At 47.3% G+C, this 14,994-nt stretch carries 12 protein-coding genes; 7 read left to right on the forward strand and 5 right to left on the reverse strand.

The annotated features are described in order from the left end of the window. Positions 1-2 precede the first annotated feature (2 nt). The 3 genes from polC to ACXJJW_RS02510 all read right to left on the reverse strand — a co-directional run bounded on the left by polC (position 3) and on the right by ACXJJW_RS02510 (position 7,624). Positions 3-4,835, reverse strand: a complete 4,833-nt coding sequence (gene polC / locus ACXJJW_RS02500) for a DNA polymerase II large subunit (RefSeq protein ID WP_456474145.1) — start codon at positions 4,833-4,835, stop codon at positions 3-5. A 9-nt stretch (positions 4,836-4,844) separates the two neighbouring features. After that, positions 4,845-6,323 carry a DNA-directed DNA polymerase II small subunit gene (locus ACXJJW_RS02505; protein WP_456474146.1) on the reverse strand — a complete coding sequence of 493 codons (1,479 nt, stop codon included), beginning with the start codon at positions 6,321-6,323 and terminating at the stop codon, positions 4,845-4,847. Positions 6,324-6,388: 65 nt separating this feature from the next. Continuing rightward, the gene (locus tag ACXJJW_RS02510; protein ID WP_456474195.1) at positions 6,389-7,624 is read right to left on the reverse strand and encodes an ORC1-type DNA replication protein; all 1,236 of its coding nucleotides are present in this window, start codon (positions 7,622-7,624) and stop codon (positions 6,389-6,391) included. A gap of 606 nt (positions 7,625-8,230) precedes the next feature. On the opposite strand from ACXJJW_RS02510, the gene ACXJJW_RS02515 reads away from it, so the two are divergent. Then, the gene (locus ACXJJW_RS02515; RefSeq protein ID WP_456474147.1) at positions 8,231-9,766 is read left to right on the forward strand and encodes a helicase HerA domain-containing protein; all 1,536 of its coding nucleotides are present in this window, start codon (positions 8,231-8,233) and stop codon (positions 9,764-9,766) included. 1 nt (position 9,767) lies between these two features. Beyond that, positions 9,768-10,496: a DUF72 domain-containing protein gene (locus tag ACXJJW_RS02520; protein ID WP_456474148.1), complete on the forward strand. Its 729-nt coding sequence runs from the start codon at positions 9,768-9,770 to the stop codon at positions 10,494-10,496. A 7-nt stretch (positions 10,497-10,503) separates the two neighbouring features. On the opposite strand, the gene ACXJJW_RS02525 is transcribed toward ACXJJW_RS02520, so the two are convergent. Both ACXJJW_RS02525 and ACXJJW_RS02530 read right to left on the reverse strand, forming a co-directional pair. Further along, a complete protein-coding gene (locus ACXJJW_RS02525) occupies positions 10,504-11,238 on the reverse strand; it encodes a winged helix-turn-helix transcriptional regulator (RefSeq protein WP_456474149.1) in 735 nt (244 codons plus the stop codon). Positions 11,239-11,256: 18 nt separating this feature from the next. After that, positions 11,257-11,742, reverse strand: coding sequence for a hypothetical protein (locus tag ACXJJW_RS02530; protein WP_456474150.1), 486 nt, complete (start codon positions 11,740-11,742; stop codon positions 11,257-11,259). 206 nt (positions 11,743-11,948) lie between these two features. Here ACXJJW_RS02530 and ACXJJW_RS02535 point away from each other — a divergent pair, with 206 nt between their 5' ends. The 5 genes from ACXJJW_RS02535 (at position 11,949) to ACXJJW_RS02555 (ending at position 14,984) form a co-directional block, all read left to right on the forward strand. Then, positions 11,949-12,947 carry a S8 family peptidase gene (locus ACXJJW_RS02535; RefSeq protein ID WP_456474151.1) on the forward strand — a complete coding sequence of 333 codons (999 nt, stop codon included), beginning with the start codon at positions 11,949-11,951 and terminating at the stop codon, positions 12,945-12,947. 160 nt (positions 12,948-13,107) lie between these two features. After that, entirely contained in the window at positions 13,108-13,848 is a 741-nt protein-coding gene (locus ACXJJW_RS02540; RefSeq protein ID WP_456474152.1) for a hypothetical protein, read from the forward strand. After that, positions 13,841-14,320 (forward strand): hypothetical protein, encoded by a 480-nt coding sequence (locus ACXJJW_RS02545; protein ID WP_456474153.1) that lies wholly within the window; start codon positions 13,841-13,843, stop codon positions 14,318-14,320. Before ACXJJW_RS02540 ends, ACXJJW_RS02545 begins: the two co-directional genes overlap by 8 nt. Positions 14,321-14,333: 13 nt before the next feature. Continuing rightward, on the forward strand, positions 14,334-14,717 hold the full coding sequence (locus ACXJJW_RS02550) for a hypothetical protein (protein WP_456474154.1): 384 nt from the start codon (positions 14,334-14,336) through the stop codon (positions 14,715-14,717). Between the two features lie 75 nt (positions 14,718-14,792). Further along, positions 14,793-14,984 carry a hypothetical protein gene (locus ACXJJW_RS02555; protein ID WP_456474155.1) on the forward strand — a complete coding sequence of 64 codons (192 nt, stop codon included), beginning with the start codon at positions 14,793-14,795 and terminating at the stop codon, positions 14,982-14,984. Positions 14,985-14,994: the final 10 nt, after the last annotated feature.

Genomic DNA, 14,994 nt, shown 5'->3' on the forward strand with positions numbered 1-14,994 from the left:
TTTCACCCAAAATAATCCCCCAGCTTCTTCTGCTCCACACTCTCGTCGGTGAATATGCTCTCTATGCTCATGCGCAGTATCTTCACGCGCTGCCTCAGGTAGTCCTCCAGCGAATACTTATCCAGAAGCCTCTCGGTCACATTCAGGTACTTCTCCACACTTCCCCTTGCCACAGTCAGCACCAGCTTTCCGTTGCAGCGCCGGCAGCGCCCCAGCAGAGGCACCCGGCGGTACTTTGCATTGCAGTTGACGCACCTCACCTTCTGCGTGGCAAAGGCGCGCAGGTTTCCAGCCAAGTCGGGCAGAAAGTGGGTCTCTATCACCCTTCTCGCCACGTCACGCTCATCCACACTGCGCAGCTTCCCGGCGAGGGAGAGCTGCTTCTCAAGCTTGTCCACCATCTCCTTCAGCGTCTTGTAGGCTGAGACAGTAACTCCAGCGGAGATGTCGCTGGTATCGTGGGTGAAGCCAAGCTCATGATAAACATGGGGTTTGCCCAGACGCCGCCTCACAGTCTCTATCTTACCCTCAAACTCCTGGGGTTTAGCATATCGCAGCGTTGCCTCATAGAACTCCAGAGGATAGCGCTCCACCACATCTATATTGTGCGCCTCACTGTCCACCTCGCTCGGGTCAAGGTGGGTGGTTAAAACCAGGGGAGCGTCCATTGTCCCGCCACGGGTGGCAGGGAGGAAGGCCTTTGAGAAGTTGAGGAAGGCATCCATCATCAGAAAAACGCTGTCCTCGTCGCCGTCGCAATTATAGGCGAAGATATCATTTATAAGCACCACATGACTTGGCTCCACATTCAAGGAAATTACAAATTCTGTATCTGTAGCAACTATTCTTCTTTCTACAATTTCTTCAAGCCACACGTTGCCTCCATCTGCCATTGCCCTTACAGAACGCAACGGAACATTTTCAATAACCTCCCTAACCCTCGCTTTTTTTCTTGAGCTTAAAAATCCTATTTCTGATAGGAATTTATATGCATTCCCAGAGGAAATTCTAATTATATATCCATTAAATTCTATTTTTTTACCCTTTCTATTGTAAAATTCATACACATATCCTTTACATATCCTTCTTTTTTCTTCTGTCACCTTACAGGCAATCCCCAGGCTTTTCAAAAGAATCGCAATGTCCAGAGCCAAATTCCTGCTAACAGTAGTTGAGCGGATATCATAGCGGTCTTTTGCAATAAAGCCGTCTCCTTCAAAGTAAGCCTTAAGGAAGCTTATCCTCACCTTTCTACTGCTGGAAAAGATAATAGCTGGAATGCGCTTTTTATGAGCGCCTTCTCCAGCGCCAATGATTTTAAAAAACCAATAAATAAGCCTGCTTGAAATAGTAATCTTCCATTTGCCTTCTCTGGATGCTTCTACTCCAAAAACAGTTCTAATAAGATCAGTGATTCTCTCTTTAATTTCTTCATCGCTAGAAGCAAAGCTAACCTGATAGAAATTCCTATTCTTGCATCTTGTATATCCTTCTGCTGCGTAGAAGCCAAGAAGTTCACCGAGAGCAGATACGTCATTGATAAATCTGTTTACGGTGATTTTATCTCTCTTTATCGAGAGTTTTATTCTATCCGGCAGAGATTCCTTAATTTTATCCCCAAAAATTTTCTCCAATATCCAAAGAGGCATACTTCCCCTGCTTATATAGTTAAAAAGAAGCTTTTTATTTATACCAAGTTTTTCAGATGCCTTTGACAGGTATCTACTTTTTTCTCCTGAGAACTTTATCAATATATCTAAAATTTCCTCTCTGCTGAAACCTCTTATCATTATATCTTTTTCTACCTCATTGCCCAATATTAGGTCAAGAAGGTCTATTTTGTTAATCTTTTCTTCACATTCAACTTCCTTTGGGGAAGCAAGTAATTCGCCAACTTTAATTTCTCTGGCTTCCCTTTTGACAACCTTGCCTCCTGAGAAAACAGGGAATCTATGGTCAGGGGTAACCCGCAGTTCCTTTCCGCTGCGGGTTTTCAGATAGATAAGATGCTCAGGCGCAGGATGAACAGAAACCTCCTTTACCTCGCCCTTAATCACCTTACCCGTCACTGGGTCAAAGGAGGTAACAAAAAGTCTCTCCTTAGGAGTCATTATTTTAGTTCCAACGCTATCTTCATCTCTGAGTGTGCACAACCTTATAAGCTCCCTGAGGCTGAGGTGGCCCGCCCCATGCACAAGAATCTTCTCATCTGGGTGGAAGCAGTTGCGACGCTTGGCTGCATGGAAGTAGGGGTGAGCGTAGCCCACGCTCGCCCGCGAGAAGCCCACTATCCTGCCAAGTATCGCCGCCGAGGTGTGCGGCGCTAAGCCCAGCACCAGGTGGCCCAGCAGGTCCTCCCTGGTGGTGGCATTGTAGTAGGGCTCCAGCCCATAAAGTTCCTCAAGGAGCTCATCCACAAAGTGCGCAACGCGGAGAAGGTATTCAGCGCCGCTCTCGGGCAGGATTATGTCCTGTGGAAACAGCTCCACTATCTGCTCCTCGCTCTCCAAGGGGTTGCCTTTATAATCGCGGGTATAGCCAAGCTCCCGCATCTTCTCAACACTTACCCCTATCTCCCTGGGTCTGATGTGGGTAACCGGAACATCGGTGGCGTCGAAGCGCACTGTACCATCTTTGAACACATAAACCTCATTGCGGGAGCGCAGTATGCCCTTCTCCAGCGCCTCAGGCATCTTGTAGCTGGAGGTCATACCTATAACCCCCTTCAGGTTGTTGCCGGTGCTTCCAACCCGTCCCTCCGCCCTGGAGAGCAGCTTTTTAAGGTCAATCTCACGCTGATTGTAGTAATTCAGCCTTCCGTGGCATTTTGGGCAGGCTTCATGCTCATCTTTGGCCACAAACCCGCAGGATGCACAAACCCTGCGAAGCCTCGTCTCGCCACCGCAGCGCTCGCAGCGCGTAAAAATCCCAACTTCGCCGCAGCTTTCGCACTCACGGTAAGCCACATCAACGCTTATCCTGCCAGCCTGCGCTGCCTTCTTGACATCGCGGGTCTTGCCCCCGTGCCGCCCTATGGGAAAGAGCAGATTCACAGGGGGCGACATCCTGCGCTCCTTCGCCTTCTCGGGTCGTCCCATCCTTGCACCTATGTAGGTTGGCGCCTTCTCCTGTACCCTCACCCCGAAGGAGTTCACCAGCTCAATGGTGCTGCTCGCACGCTCATATGCGGCGTTGAAGGCTTCCATGCCCTCGCCCAGGCAGCGAAGCAGCGCCCTGTATTCCCTTAGAACCACCCTGCCATCAACAACACGGTGAGGCACGCAAAGAAGCTCCAGGACGCGCTTTTCGGGACTCATATCCAGAATAAGCGCATCGTCTTCGGTTTTGCCGGTGAACAGCCACTCGGCGAGAGCCTTCAAATCCTCCTTGGTAACGTCATGGTAGAAGTAGGTGTAGCGGGGGTGGAGGGGTATGCCCAGCTCTGTGCTCAACTCCAGCGCCTCCTCCTCACCGGGCACCTGAGAGGGGTCAAGGTAGCGGCTATATTTTGAGTGCTCTCTGCCCTTCAGCGCCTGCTCCAGCTCCTGCACCCACCACTCCTCGCAGTAGCCCGCTGGAATAAGGGGATGGTTGTTCTCCAGAAAATCACCGTAGTTCACTAGAATGTCGCCCAGAAACAGAATCTCTTCAACCTCATCTTTAATCTCTTGAGCCTGCTCCACTGTGGAGACGCGAAGAACACTGCCGCTGCGCAGCTTCACCACAGGCCCCTCGATGGTATCGCACGGCGTTACGGCGGTGCCCTTACCGGGGCGCTCAGTCTTCATCTGCGTACCTATGGCGATGAAACCGTCTGTTATAACCATCGTTGCAGGATGAATTGCCATGCTCGCAAAGCCTGAAGCCCTGCTCCTGCCGTAGCGCAGGCGAAAACCACCCTTGGCAGAGGGATGTGAGAGCACAGGTCTGCCAGCAACCAGGTCTGCGATGTACTTAAAGTTGGGCTTTATCTCCACCTCGCCGGGATCTTTGCTCTGCTCCACCTTACCCGAGACGAGCTCAGCCAGCCAATCCCATCCTGCAAAGTTGAGCTTGCGCACATACTTGAGCACCTTCGCCGCCTTCTGGAGCAGACCCTCGGCTAATACGAGAACAGCCCCACCTCGAAGCTGGTTGGTCTCAACCCTCGGCAGGTCGCGGTAGCCGGCAACTTCAACCCTGTCGGTGGGCTCGCCGGTAACCTCCACGGGCAGAGAGCGCACCGCCCTGCGCACCTCCTCAGCCTTGGGGTAGTACTGAAGGCGAGCTGCCTCATGGTGATAAAGGTCAACCTCCTCAACAAACCGCTCCACCTCATCCTCCGTGGCTCTGTACCGCTCCAGCGAAAGCGCCTGCCTTATGGCGTCGCCAACAAGCACTGCCAACGCTTGTGCAGAGCCACCGGCAGAGCGTATTGGACCGGCGAAGTAGATAGCGAGATACTCGCTGTTGTCGGCGTTCCTCTTTATCTTCACCTTGACTATGCCCTCGAGGGGTGCGGCAACTATACCTTCGGTGAGAACTGCCAGCGCTGTGCGCAGCGCTTGTTCCGCCGCCTTCTCCCTCGAATCGAAGCCACCGAACCTGTCCTGTACTATCTCCCTCGCTATGGCTATCGCCGCCTCCTCGGCGCTCATCTCTGCGCAGAGCTCGCGGATGCGCGGAGCAACCTTCGCCGGGCCAACCAAACCCTCGACACGTTCTGCCATGTCCTTGGCGAGGGGTATCTCAACCTCCAGCGATGGGTCATAGCCCAGCTTTCTTGCTGAGCGAGCTATCCTCAGCCCCTTCCTCACATTCTCCTCAAGCTGTGAAAAGTACTCCTCCATCTCCATAAAACTCGCCTAACAGAATCTCATAATTGTGGTTCGCATATACTGAAGGTCTATTATGGGTATCTTGCCCGGTGTGGGGCGGATGTTCATCTTCTTCTGAAAGCTGGTCTGCTCCTGGAAGGTGCCTGAGTTGACCAGTAGGGTGTTCCTGTAGTTTTCAACCTCCGTACTGTGCACATGCCCCATGTGGAGTATATCGGGAGGCTCCTCCAGCAGAAGGTAATCAAAGAGTTCGGGAGCGAGAGGTACTCGGCCCCCGTACACCGGTGAAAGGTGGCGCTTTCTTATAATCGACTGCATCGCCTTTGCTGGCGAAGAATAGCTCAGTCCGGGTATACTCGCTATAATATCGTCAAGGCTTCTGCCGTGGTAGCTCACCAGCTCAACACCATGCAAACTGGCAAAGCAGGGGTTGCCCACCATGTGCACCCTGGGGTCCTCGTACAGAGCAGGAGCAAACTCCTCCTCAATCGCCGGCTGGGGCTCAGCCTGACGCGCAGCGTCGTGGTTTCCTGGCGTAATTATTATCTCAATGTACTCCGGCACGCCCTCCAGAAATCTGCTGAAGGCAGCGTACTGCTCATGAATGTCCTTGATGGTAAGCTCGTCCTTCTGCTCCGGATAGATTCCAACCCCATCCACAAGGTCGCCGCCGATAACCAGGTACTTCACCCTGGAGGCAAGCTCACGCTGCCTGGGTGTGCCCATTTCGCCGGCCAGCCACTTAATAAAGCGCACAAAGGTCTCCTCAATAAACTGGGTGCTGCCCACGTGAGTGTCAGAGATCAAAGCCACTGCCACAGGTTCCTCGCTTCTCCGTGGCTCCCTGTTCACAGGCACATCGGGAAAAAATATCTCCTTTGCTATAACAATATCGCGCCCATTGGGGAGCACCCCGGCTATGCCTATTACCTCATCCTTTGTTATCTCCTTTGCCTCTTCAAGAAGCCCTCTGTCCTGGTTGAGGATGAGCACAGGAACAACGCCACTGGGGTCCTCAAGCTCCAGTATAAGGTGTCCCTTCTTGCTTGTGCGAATATCGTTGACCATGCCTATGAGCTTAACCTCTCCGGAGTAGCGGGAGCTTTTGATGTGCTCTATCATCACCGACTCCTTGAGAGAGGTACGGTTTTTAAGCAGCTTCGCCAGCCTCTCGAAGCGGTTGTTGAAGTAGCTTACAAAGCTTTCAATACTGCCCTCACAGTAAGATTTCTTTGTTATATCCTGCTCGCGCTTAATCTTAAGATTTGAATCGTACTCCTGAGACAGTCTTTTCTCAGAGCGCCTATGCACAACCACCTTTTCCTCTTTTCTTATTTCTCTGAGCTTTTCGACTGTTAAAACACTTGCAGACTCCTCTCTGGCGATATTGATAAGTCTGCTTATCACCTCCTCCCTGTCAGGGCTCCTCTTTATCTCTGCCAGAACCTCAGGGTGAAGGTTGACCCCGCACTCCACAAATTTTGACACTATTTCCGCGTCGTTCATACCCTTTTAATCCTCATCTGTGAGCTATATAATGTCAATGGGAGCAGCGTAAAAGTGAGAAGAAGTTAAAGAAGCCTAGTCTGGGCTAGAGTAAACTTTGAAAGACTGCGCAGGCGGATGTCCTCTTCCACCACCCGTTTTATATCCCCGAGGGGGACCTCGAGCTTTATCTCACGGGTTCTCCCGTACCTGCCCTTGCTTATAACCGTTGAGTTCAGTATGCCCAGCATGTCCAGCTCTGATATCAGGTCTGAGATTCTCCTCTGGGTAAGCGGGTCTATTTCAATCGCCCTGCACAGGTTCTTATAAACCTGGTATATCTTACCCGTGGTTATGAACTTTGTACCCCTCTCTTCCAGCAGTATCACCGCATACAGGAGAACCTTGGACTGCGTTGGCAGGGTGCGCACCGCCTCGACGACGTTGTCTCTCTCTATCTTCTCATTCGCCTTGCGAACATGCCTCTCGGTTATTATTTCCGCATTTTCCCTCTCTGCAACCTCTCCGCTCACCCTGAGAAGATCCAGAGCACGGCGCGCATCACCATGCTCGCGGGCTGCCAGAGCTGCGCACAGGGGGATTACATACTCATCCAGTACTCCAGGCTCAAAGGCAAGTTCAGCCCGCTGCTTGAGTATATCTTCGAGCTGCGTTGCATTGTAGGGTCTGAATACTATCTCCTCCTCACCGAGGGAGCTCTGCACTCTGGTATCGAGATAGCTTGTAAACTTGAGGTTATTGGAGATGCCTATTATGCTAACCCTCGCATGCCTGAGCTCAGAGTTGATTCTTGTGAGGTTGTAAAGCACCCGGTCGCCGCCCTTTGAAACAAGGCGATCAATTTCGTCCAGTATTATTACAACATTGTGCCTCCTCTCATCAACAGTTTCCTTGAATGTGGCATAGACCTTGTCTGTAGGCCAGCCCGTGAAGGGCACATTTTCACCGAAGTGCTTGGCCAAATTTGCAAGGACGCGGTACTGGGTATCTGTAACTTCGCAGTTTAAATATACTGTAGAGATGGGAACCCCGTACTTTTCCCCCGTCTCAGTCAGCTCCCGACATATAAATTTTGAAACAATCGTCTTCCCGGTACCGCTCTTGCCATAGATAAGTATGTTCGACGGCGTCTCTCCCTTAAGTGCAGGAGCCAGAATAGTCGCAAGGGAATTTACCTCCTCCTCACGGTGAGGAAGCTCATCTGGCGTATAGCTGTGCCTCAAAGCTTCTTTATTCCTGAAGAGTGGCTGTCGATGAAGGAAGGATTCAAAAATTCTTGCAAAGGAATTCCTGACCTCCATACTCATATACTCCTCAACCTTCCACTTGAAATAAGGGTTTGGGGCAAACCAACTTAGTATAATACATCTGTCGTATTTAATATTTTTGAGTTACCACCCTGTCCTTCCACTGGAGTTTTATTACAAAAAGTAATATCCTTTAAATAATAGATAAATTTATATAATAAATCATGATAAAATACTCAAAATACAAAATATTTTGCACCATGATCTGGGAGACCCCTTTATTTCCTGTGGAAATTGTTGACAGTGTGTGAGCTGAGAACACCGCCTATCTGCAATTATTGAAAAGTCATTCTAAAAACGATCTATAACAGAAAAATTTTTAGTTATTGCAAATTCAAGAAAGTGTCGTTTTATAGAATATATTCTATATCTACATGCTTACCAAAGGGCAAAATTATCGTTAAAAATTCATTATTTTAAAATCGTAAAATTTTTATATTAGAAACTTTATTACTTATCTGAATACTTCTCGTCATATATTATTACAATCTTATTCTCCACTTCTCTGACTTCCAGTGGAAATAATGGGGTGTCACCCTTTGTTTTACACCTGTTGGCAAGGTTTATCTATGCAGAAAAGAAAGCTAAGATGAGGTAAATATGGCAAAGATTGTGGGAATGATTTTCGGTGAGGTTGGATATGGAGATTTCAATTTTCTCGTAGCGAGGGATGCCAACCTCGAGAAGGGGGAGTATGTAAAGGTCAACCATGAGAAATACGGCTGGGTTCTTGCCCAGGTTCGTACAATCAAGCGCTACAATGACCTCTATTCTCTCAATGCAATCACAGGTACCACCATACCGAAGGTTCAGGAGGAGCGCATAATCGCCAATGCAAAGGTTATAGGGTATATAGACAGGGATGGCCTGCTTAAGATGCCCAAGATACCCTTCAGACCTGGTGAAAAGGTTTACGAGGCAGATGCCACGATAATAAGAAAGTCTCTAAAGCTTGAGGGAAAGAGGGGTATTTATCTCGGCCTGCTGGAAGGGCACAGCAGGAAGATTCCAGTCTATCTAAACCCCAACAAGCTCATTCAGAAACACATTGCAGTGCTTGCAAAGACGGGCGCTGGCAAGAGCTACACTGTTGGCGTTCTGATTGAGGAGCTTATTGAGAAAAAGGTGCCCGTGGTTATAATAGACCCCCACGGCGAATACTCAGCCCTACGCTATCCCAATGACAACCAGAGAGAACTTTCCCTGATGGACCACTATATGGTAAGCCCCAGGGGTTATGAGAGCATTGTGGAATACACCCCGAACCAGAGCATCAACCCCCAGGCGGACCGCAAGCTCAGCCTTGACATCACCCGCTTTACAATAAACGACTTCATAGAAATGCTCCCCACAAAGATTACAGACACCCAGAAGGGGATTCTCTTTGAGGCCCTTAAGGTTGTGGAGACCTATGGGCGCTACAGCATAGAGGACATAATCCGCGTGATTCATGAGCATGAGAGCAAGGCAAAGTGGAATCTCATCACCAGCCTTGAGATGCTCCGCGAGAGCAAGATCTTCGAGGGTACCCCTATTAAGACCTCTGAGCTTGTGCACAGGGGGATTACCTCCATAATCAACCTGCGCGGCGTTCAGCCTGAGATTCAGGATATCGTGGTCTCCCGAATAGCTGCTGAGATATTTGATGACCGTAAGAGGGGCAAGGTTCCGCCTCTGCTCTTCCTCATAGAGGAGGCGCACAACTTTGCTCCTGAGCGCGGCTTCGGAGCGCGTGCCTCCAACAAGATTATACGCACAATAGCCAGTGAGGGCAGAAAGTTTGGAATGGGGCTGTGCGTTGTAACCCAGCGCCCGGCGAGGATAGACAAGAGCGTTCTAAGCCAGTGCAACACCCAGATTATTCTCAAGGTCACCAACCCCAATGACTTAAAGGCCATAAGCCAGAGCATAGAGGGCTTTACCTCTGACCTGGAGGAGGAGATAAAGCAGCTTGAGCCCGGTGAAGCTCTTGTGGTTGGCGATGTGGTGGAGCAGCCGATATTTGTGGATGTGCGCGTAAAGCGCTCCCGCCATGGGGGTGCGAGTGTTGAGGTTGTGCGCGAGAGAAGGCGTGGCAAAGGGGCGAGAAAGACGGGCTTTGACTCCTTGCTGAGGCGAATTTTCTCTAAATATTAAGATGTGGGTGAAGGTTGGTTGCTGCGGCTTTCCGGGAGGGATGAAGAAGTATTTCCAGGAGTTTTCCCTGGTGGAGGTCCAGAAGACCTTTTATTCTCCGCCGATGGTTAAAACAGCTCGAAGGTGGCGCGACCTCGCAGGAGAGGACTTCGAATTCACCCTCAAGGCCTGGCAGCTCATCACCCACCCGCCGAGCAGTCCCACCTACAGGAAGGCGGGAATAGAGGTTAAAGATAAGGATAGGTATGGGTTCTTCAAACCCAGCGAGGAGGTTTTCTCAGCCTGGGAGAGGACCAGGGAGATAGCTCAGGCTCTGCGCGCCAGCGTGGTGGTTTTCCAGTGTCCGCCGCGCTTTGTCCAGAGCGAGGAAAACATCTCAAACCTTAAAAACTTCTTCGGCGGTATTCGCAGGGAAGGGCTGACCCTCGCGCTGGAGCTTCGCTCTCCCTGGGATCGCGAACTTCTGGGGGAGCTCTGCAGAGAGCTTAAGCTTGTGCACTGCGTCGACCCCCTGCGCGAGGAGCCGGTTACCTCTGGCTCTGCCTACTTCCGTCTCCACGGGAGCTACGAGGGCAGGAGGATAAACTACCGCCACAGGTACAGCGATGAGGAGCTGGGAAGGCTCAGGGAGAAGGTGCTCGGCTTCGACGCTGCATATGTGCTCTTCAACAACATATATATGGGCGAGGATGCGAGGCGGTTTATTAATTTAATAAAAAGAGAAACCTGAGAATATTTTAGTTACTTGAGTTAAATCTAATTACAGAATCTGTAGCATTTTCTTTGATAAAATATCTCCTAAATTTTCCATCATTTTTAATTTCCAATAATCCGGCGTCAATAAGAGTTTTAATGTGTCTCGACACCGTACTTTTATCAAGCCCTGTGATTTTTGAGATCTCTCTATTATTTATTCCTGGATTTTCAAGAATAACTTTTAAAATCTTACTTTCAGACTCTTTTCTCATTGCAGCAGCAATAAATTTTTGATTATTGTCAAATATCATTGAATTTTGATAGATTCTCGTATAACGTCCTATTTTTTCGATAGTCAGCTTACCGCTATACTCTAGGACTTTTAGGTGGTAACGCAGGGTGCTCCTGTTAATACGTAAATTACGGGAGAGCTCCTCTATATTTGTGCCAGGATTATTCAGCACATATTTGTAGATTCTCTGGCGCTGAATATTCTCCAGTATATTTTTAATCCTTCCGACAATAACAGGTAGCGTCTTGAGAAGGCTAAAAGCTCCAACAACCAAGCCAGTTAAATATGCAAGCTTGATCCACATGGGCAGTTCCCAGAAAGAAATAGTCGTTTCGACTTCGCTGTTGTCTACCTCCAGATTATCAATTTTATTTAACTCGGGGTCTCCGTGGGGTCTGACCACATATCCGCCCTGAGCTTCACCATAGACTGGAGCTATAAAATTGAAAAATAAAAGAACGGAAAGGAAAATTGCCAGCTTCATGAGTATAAATTTTTACGTTTACTGTATATAATAGTCTTCTGTTCCTTGGACACTGTAACCATAGACCTCAAAGTACCAGGTACCCACCCCCAATCCATTGGGATTGTATATGTCCAAGTAAATTCTGCCGTCTGTTGCTCCGTCAGAATTATCGTAGTACGGTCCCAGTTTATAGCCATCGGCTGTATAAATTGTAAGTCTGAGCGAATCGCTCGTGTCCCCCCAGTTTAAATCGACTGTCATCAAATTTCCACCTGTTATTTCTCTGGTGTGCCAGTTTGTTTCCCCCTGAGTTATAGTGTCATATACCCGCTGGATACCTATATCCCCATTTACACTATCTTTTCCTGCATCTTTAGCCTTCTTTACAATGTAGCTCTCAGTTTTTGTATTTTTAATGTTCTCACCTGCAGGTACTGCAAAAACCATTCCACTGCAAAGGAGAGCTACAACTAAAAGCCACGAAACCTTTCCCCACATATCACCACCAAAAATTATGAACATTCAATTTATATTTATGTTTTATGACCATTTTGTACAACTGTTGCTCAAAATCACCTTCAGTTGCGTATTATGGTCATAAAGCGTTTATATTAGAAGAGCTCACTTAATTGAGGAAAAACTAGAAAGTGCGGCGAAGCTTGCAAAGATCTAGAATGACAACCAGCTTTATGGGGCCAAATTTGGATTATAAAATAGGGGAGAAAAATATGAAGGATAAAATCCCGAATGAGATTTCAATAAACATCCTAATAACAGCCCTTCCCTCCGTGACTCTTGTTTCGGCCCAGCCTGTAATCATTGGATTCAATGGGGAACCTAATGAGGCTTTATTAGAGAATCATGGTGCAAGGAACATCTCGTACTATAATCTTATTAAGGCAGGTTATGTGGACCTTCCTGCATCCGCCATTCAAAACCTCAAGAAAAATCCTCACATAAAATATGTTGAGCCGGATATTCTTGTCCATGCCTTGGGCAGGCCTTCAAGTCAGCCACCTCAGCAGCTCACTTGGGGTATTAACCTCGTAGGCAAAAAGAAGGGCCGGAATTACAATGACGATAATGGCCACGGCACCCATGTCGCAGGTATAGTCGCCGCCAGTAACAACAACATCGGCGTGGTGGGTGTTGCTCCTGATGCACAACTCTATGCCGTCAAAGCTTTAGATAAATACGGTGGCGGTTATATCAGCGACATCATTGAAGCTATCGAGTGGGCTGTACTCAACAATATGAGCATCATCTCCATGAGCCTCGGGACATCTCGATATTCCCAGGCTCTGGAAGAAGTCTGCGATGCTGCTTACGCCAACGGGGTTCTTCTCATTGCAGCTGCAGGCAACAGCGGCGATGGCAACGCCTTTACCGATGAAGTTATGTATCCTGCGAAATTCGATTCTGTAATCGCGGTGGGAGCGATTAACAGGAATGATACCACACTTTATTTCAGTGCCAGCGGACCGGAGGTTGAGCTTGTAGCACCCGGTGTTGAAATCTACTCTACATGGCCAAGGGATACCTACGCTTATGCCAGCGGCACATCAATGGCAGCGCCCTTTGTCACCGGTATGGCAGCACTGTACTGGAGTGAGAATAAAACGCTGAGCAATTCCGAGTTAAGGGAGTTGTTGAGAAACACCGCTCTGGATCTGGGTGAGGAGGGAAAGGATAACGTGTATGGCTACGGGCTGGTGTTAGCAAAATGAATCACGAGTATTCAATCATGAATACGAGGCGGTGTCCTCACCCGCAGAGAAAGCAAGAAGGACACCGCCGCCCCGCAATGGAGGCACAAAAATGCCCAAAGATAACGACTGGAAAGTGCCTCCTTTTTGATCGAAATAAAAACAAAAGGAGGTTAGATAGATGAGAAGCAGTTGGTTAAAGTTGGGAATACCGGCACTGCTTGCGGTGCTGATGCTTGGGAGCGTGCTGGCAGCATCCAGCGACAATGCAAATGAGATTGCAAAAGATAAAGTAAAAAACAAGGATATAAGTGAGGGACAAATTACCAAGAGAGTACATTCGAATTCTCCCATAGACAAAAAGGCTGAAGAAGAAGCGGAAGTTACAGCGAGTTCTCTTAGTACAGAAAACCTGCAATATATCCGAACAGATACACTGGAAGTGCATCTTGATAAGGCAGATGCATATGCCTATTTCAAACTCTATAAAGAAGATGTGCCTGATAATGACTACGATTACTATATCGTATGGATGCAAGCGACAGGATATAATAAGCAGGATGTTTGCTTGTTCGGCACTGACGACAGCAATCTCTATGAAGTGAAAACAGGCGTTAATTTGAACACAGGAGTTGTTACCGATTGGGAACCAATATCAGACATCAACACAAATGACCCAAAGCAAGTAACAGTATCATTGCAAGTCCAACATAACGGAGTTTCTGCTGGCATTTCAGAAACATTTACTCTAAATAAAGACCATGTAGGACCCGTTTATGGTGACAGTGATGAATTCTGGGCACACTGGGATGGGAATTATGAAGGCAGCCAAGGTGAGAGAAGCGGTTTGGAGTTTAGAGTACCAAAGGGTGCAGGATGGGACTATGAATATACCCTTTACCTCAGTGCAGGATGTGCCTAAGGAAGATGGGATCATGATTACTTGGAAAAAGCTTTTGTTTTATGGGGCAACTGGTGGCATTCTTGTCGCCAGTCTCTCAATTTTATTGGCAGTTATCTCTGATCCCACGATATACTCATATAATCATGATTATATTTGGTGGTCTATTTTTGGTCTAGTCATTGTCGCCTACATTGTATTCTCGTATTATGCGACTCGAAAGGATTCTCCCATTTCAAAAGATATGAGCTGGGCTAGGATTACAATATCTTTTCTCATTATAGTCGCTGTTGTTAATTGGATTAATTTTTTGATTCAATACTTTTTAATCTATGAAATTCTATCACAGATTCATTCGACACCAAAAATCGCGTTTAGGGCATCGATGGTTTTTGGTTTTATATTATCTAACATCTTCATAATTGGAATCGGAATTATGGGCGGGTTGTTTTCCATTTTAATGGAACAATTTATGTCCAAAACAGATATTTAGAGAGGCTCTAAAAATGATGACTGTAGAAGACTTGACAATTCTGGTTTTATTTGGGATATTCATATTTGTGAATATCGCATTTATTTACCTAATTACGCTAAAAATGAAGAAATACTACATTTCTACTAAAGCAAAGCTTAATGTTCAAGATTTCGAAGCAGCCTTCACATCTTATTTAAAATTTATGGCATCTACCATAGTAATAGGCATTCCGTTGATAATTATTCTCACTTTTTCATTGTCATTTTTGAATATATTTGTTCCTTTTCCACGTTTAGTTATGATATACTATGGTGGATTTACTTGGCTGCTGTTTGTAAGTGTTTTAATTTTAAGTACTTTTAATTTAATTAAATCCTTATACCAGAAAGAGAATTATAAAAGGGGAGGGAAATGATGAGCTCTTGAGAAATGCTACAAGAATAATTCAAATGAAATATGGCAAAATAATTAAAATTAAGAGGTAATATGAATGGAAAGAGTCACCAAATGGTTAATTGTAGGCATAATATCGTCGATTTTTAATCCAGTTCCTACTGGATTAGTACTTGGCTATGTATTATTTACTGAGCCAGAGCTGAAAAATGTGGGAAAAATCACGATAGCCATGTCATTTGTATTCATGTTGATATGGTTTTCATTTTTGATAGTTCCTGGAGGATGAATATGAAATA

The sequence above is a fragment of the Candidatus Pyrohabitans sp. genome (genome assembly GCF_054014795.1).

Excerpts from the sequence above, each read along its gene's own strand:
- polC (WP_456474145.1), bottom strand. The coding sequence starts at position 4,835 with ATGGAGATGGAGGAGTACTTTTCACAGCTTGAGGAGAATGTGAGGAAG.
- ACXJJW_RS02505 (WP_456474146.1), bottom strand. The coding sequence starts at position 6,323 with ATGAACGACGCGGAAATAGTGTCAAAATTTGTGGAGTGCGGGGTCAAC.
- ACXJJW_RS02510 (WP_456474195.1), bottom strand. The coding sequence starts at position 7,624 with ATGGAGGTCAGGAATTCCTTTGCAAGAATTTTTGAATCCTTCCTTCAT.
- ACXJJW_RS02515 (WP_456474147.1), top strand. The coding sequence starts at position 8,231 with ATGGCAAAGATTGTGGGAATGATTTTCGGTGAGGTTGGATATGGAGAT.
- ACXJJW_RS02520 (WP_456474148.1), top strand. The coding sequence starts at position 9,768 with ATGTGGGTGAAGGTTGGTTGCTGCGGCTTTCCGGGAGGGATGAAGAAG.
- ACXJJW_RS02525 (WP_456474149.1), bottom strand. The coding sequence starts at position 11,238 with ATGAAGCTGGCAATTTTCCTTTCCGTTCTTTTATTTTTCAATTTTATA.
- ACXJJW_RS02530 (WP_456474150.1), bottom strand. The coding sequence starts at position 11,742 with ATGTTCATAATTTTTGGTGGTGATATGTGGGGAAAGGTTTCGTGGCTT.
- ACXJJW_RS02535 (WP_456474151.1), top strand. The coding sequence starts at position 11,949 with ATGAAGGATAAAATCCCGAATGAGATTTCAATAAACATCCTAATAACA.
- ACXJJW_RS02540 (WP_456474152.1), top strand. The coding sequence starts at position 13,108 with ATGAGAAGCAGTTGGTTAAAGTTGGGAATACCGGCACTGCTTGCGGTG.
- ACXJJW_RS02550 (WP_456474154.1), top strand. The coding sequence starts at position 14,334 with ATGATGACTGTAGAAGACTTGACAATTCTGGTTTTATTTGGGATATTC.
- ACXJJW_RS02555 (WP_456474155.1), top strand. The coding sequence starts at position 14,793 with ATGGAAAGAGTCACCAAATGGTTAATTGTAGGCATAATATCGTCGATT.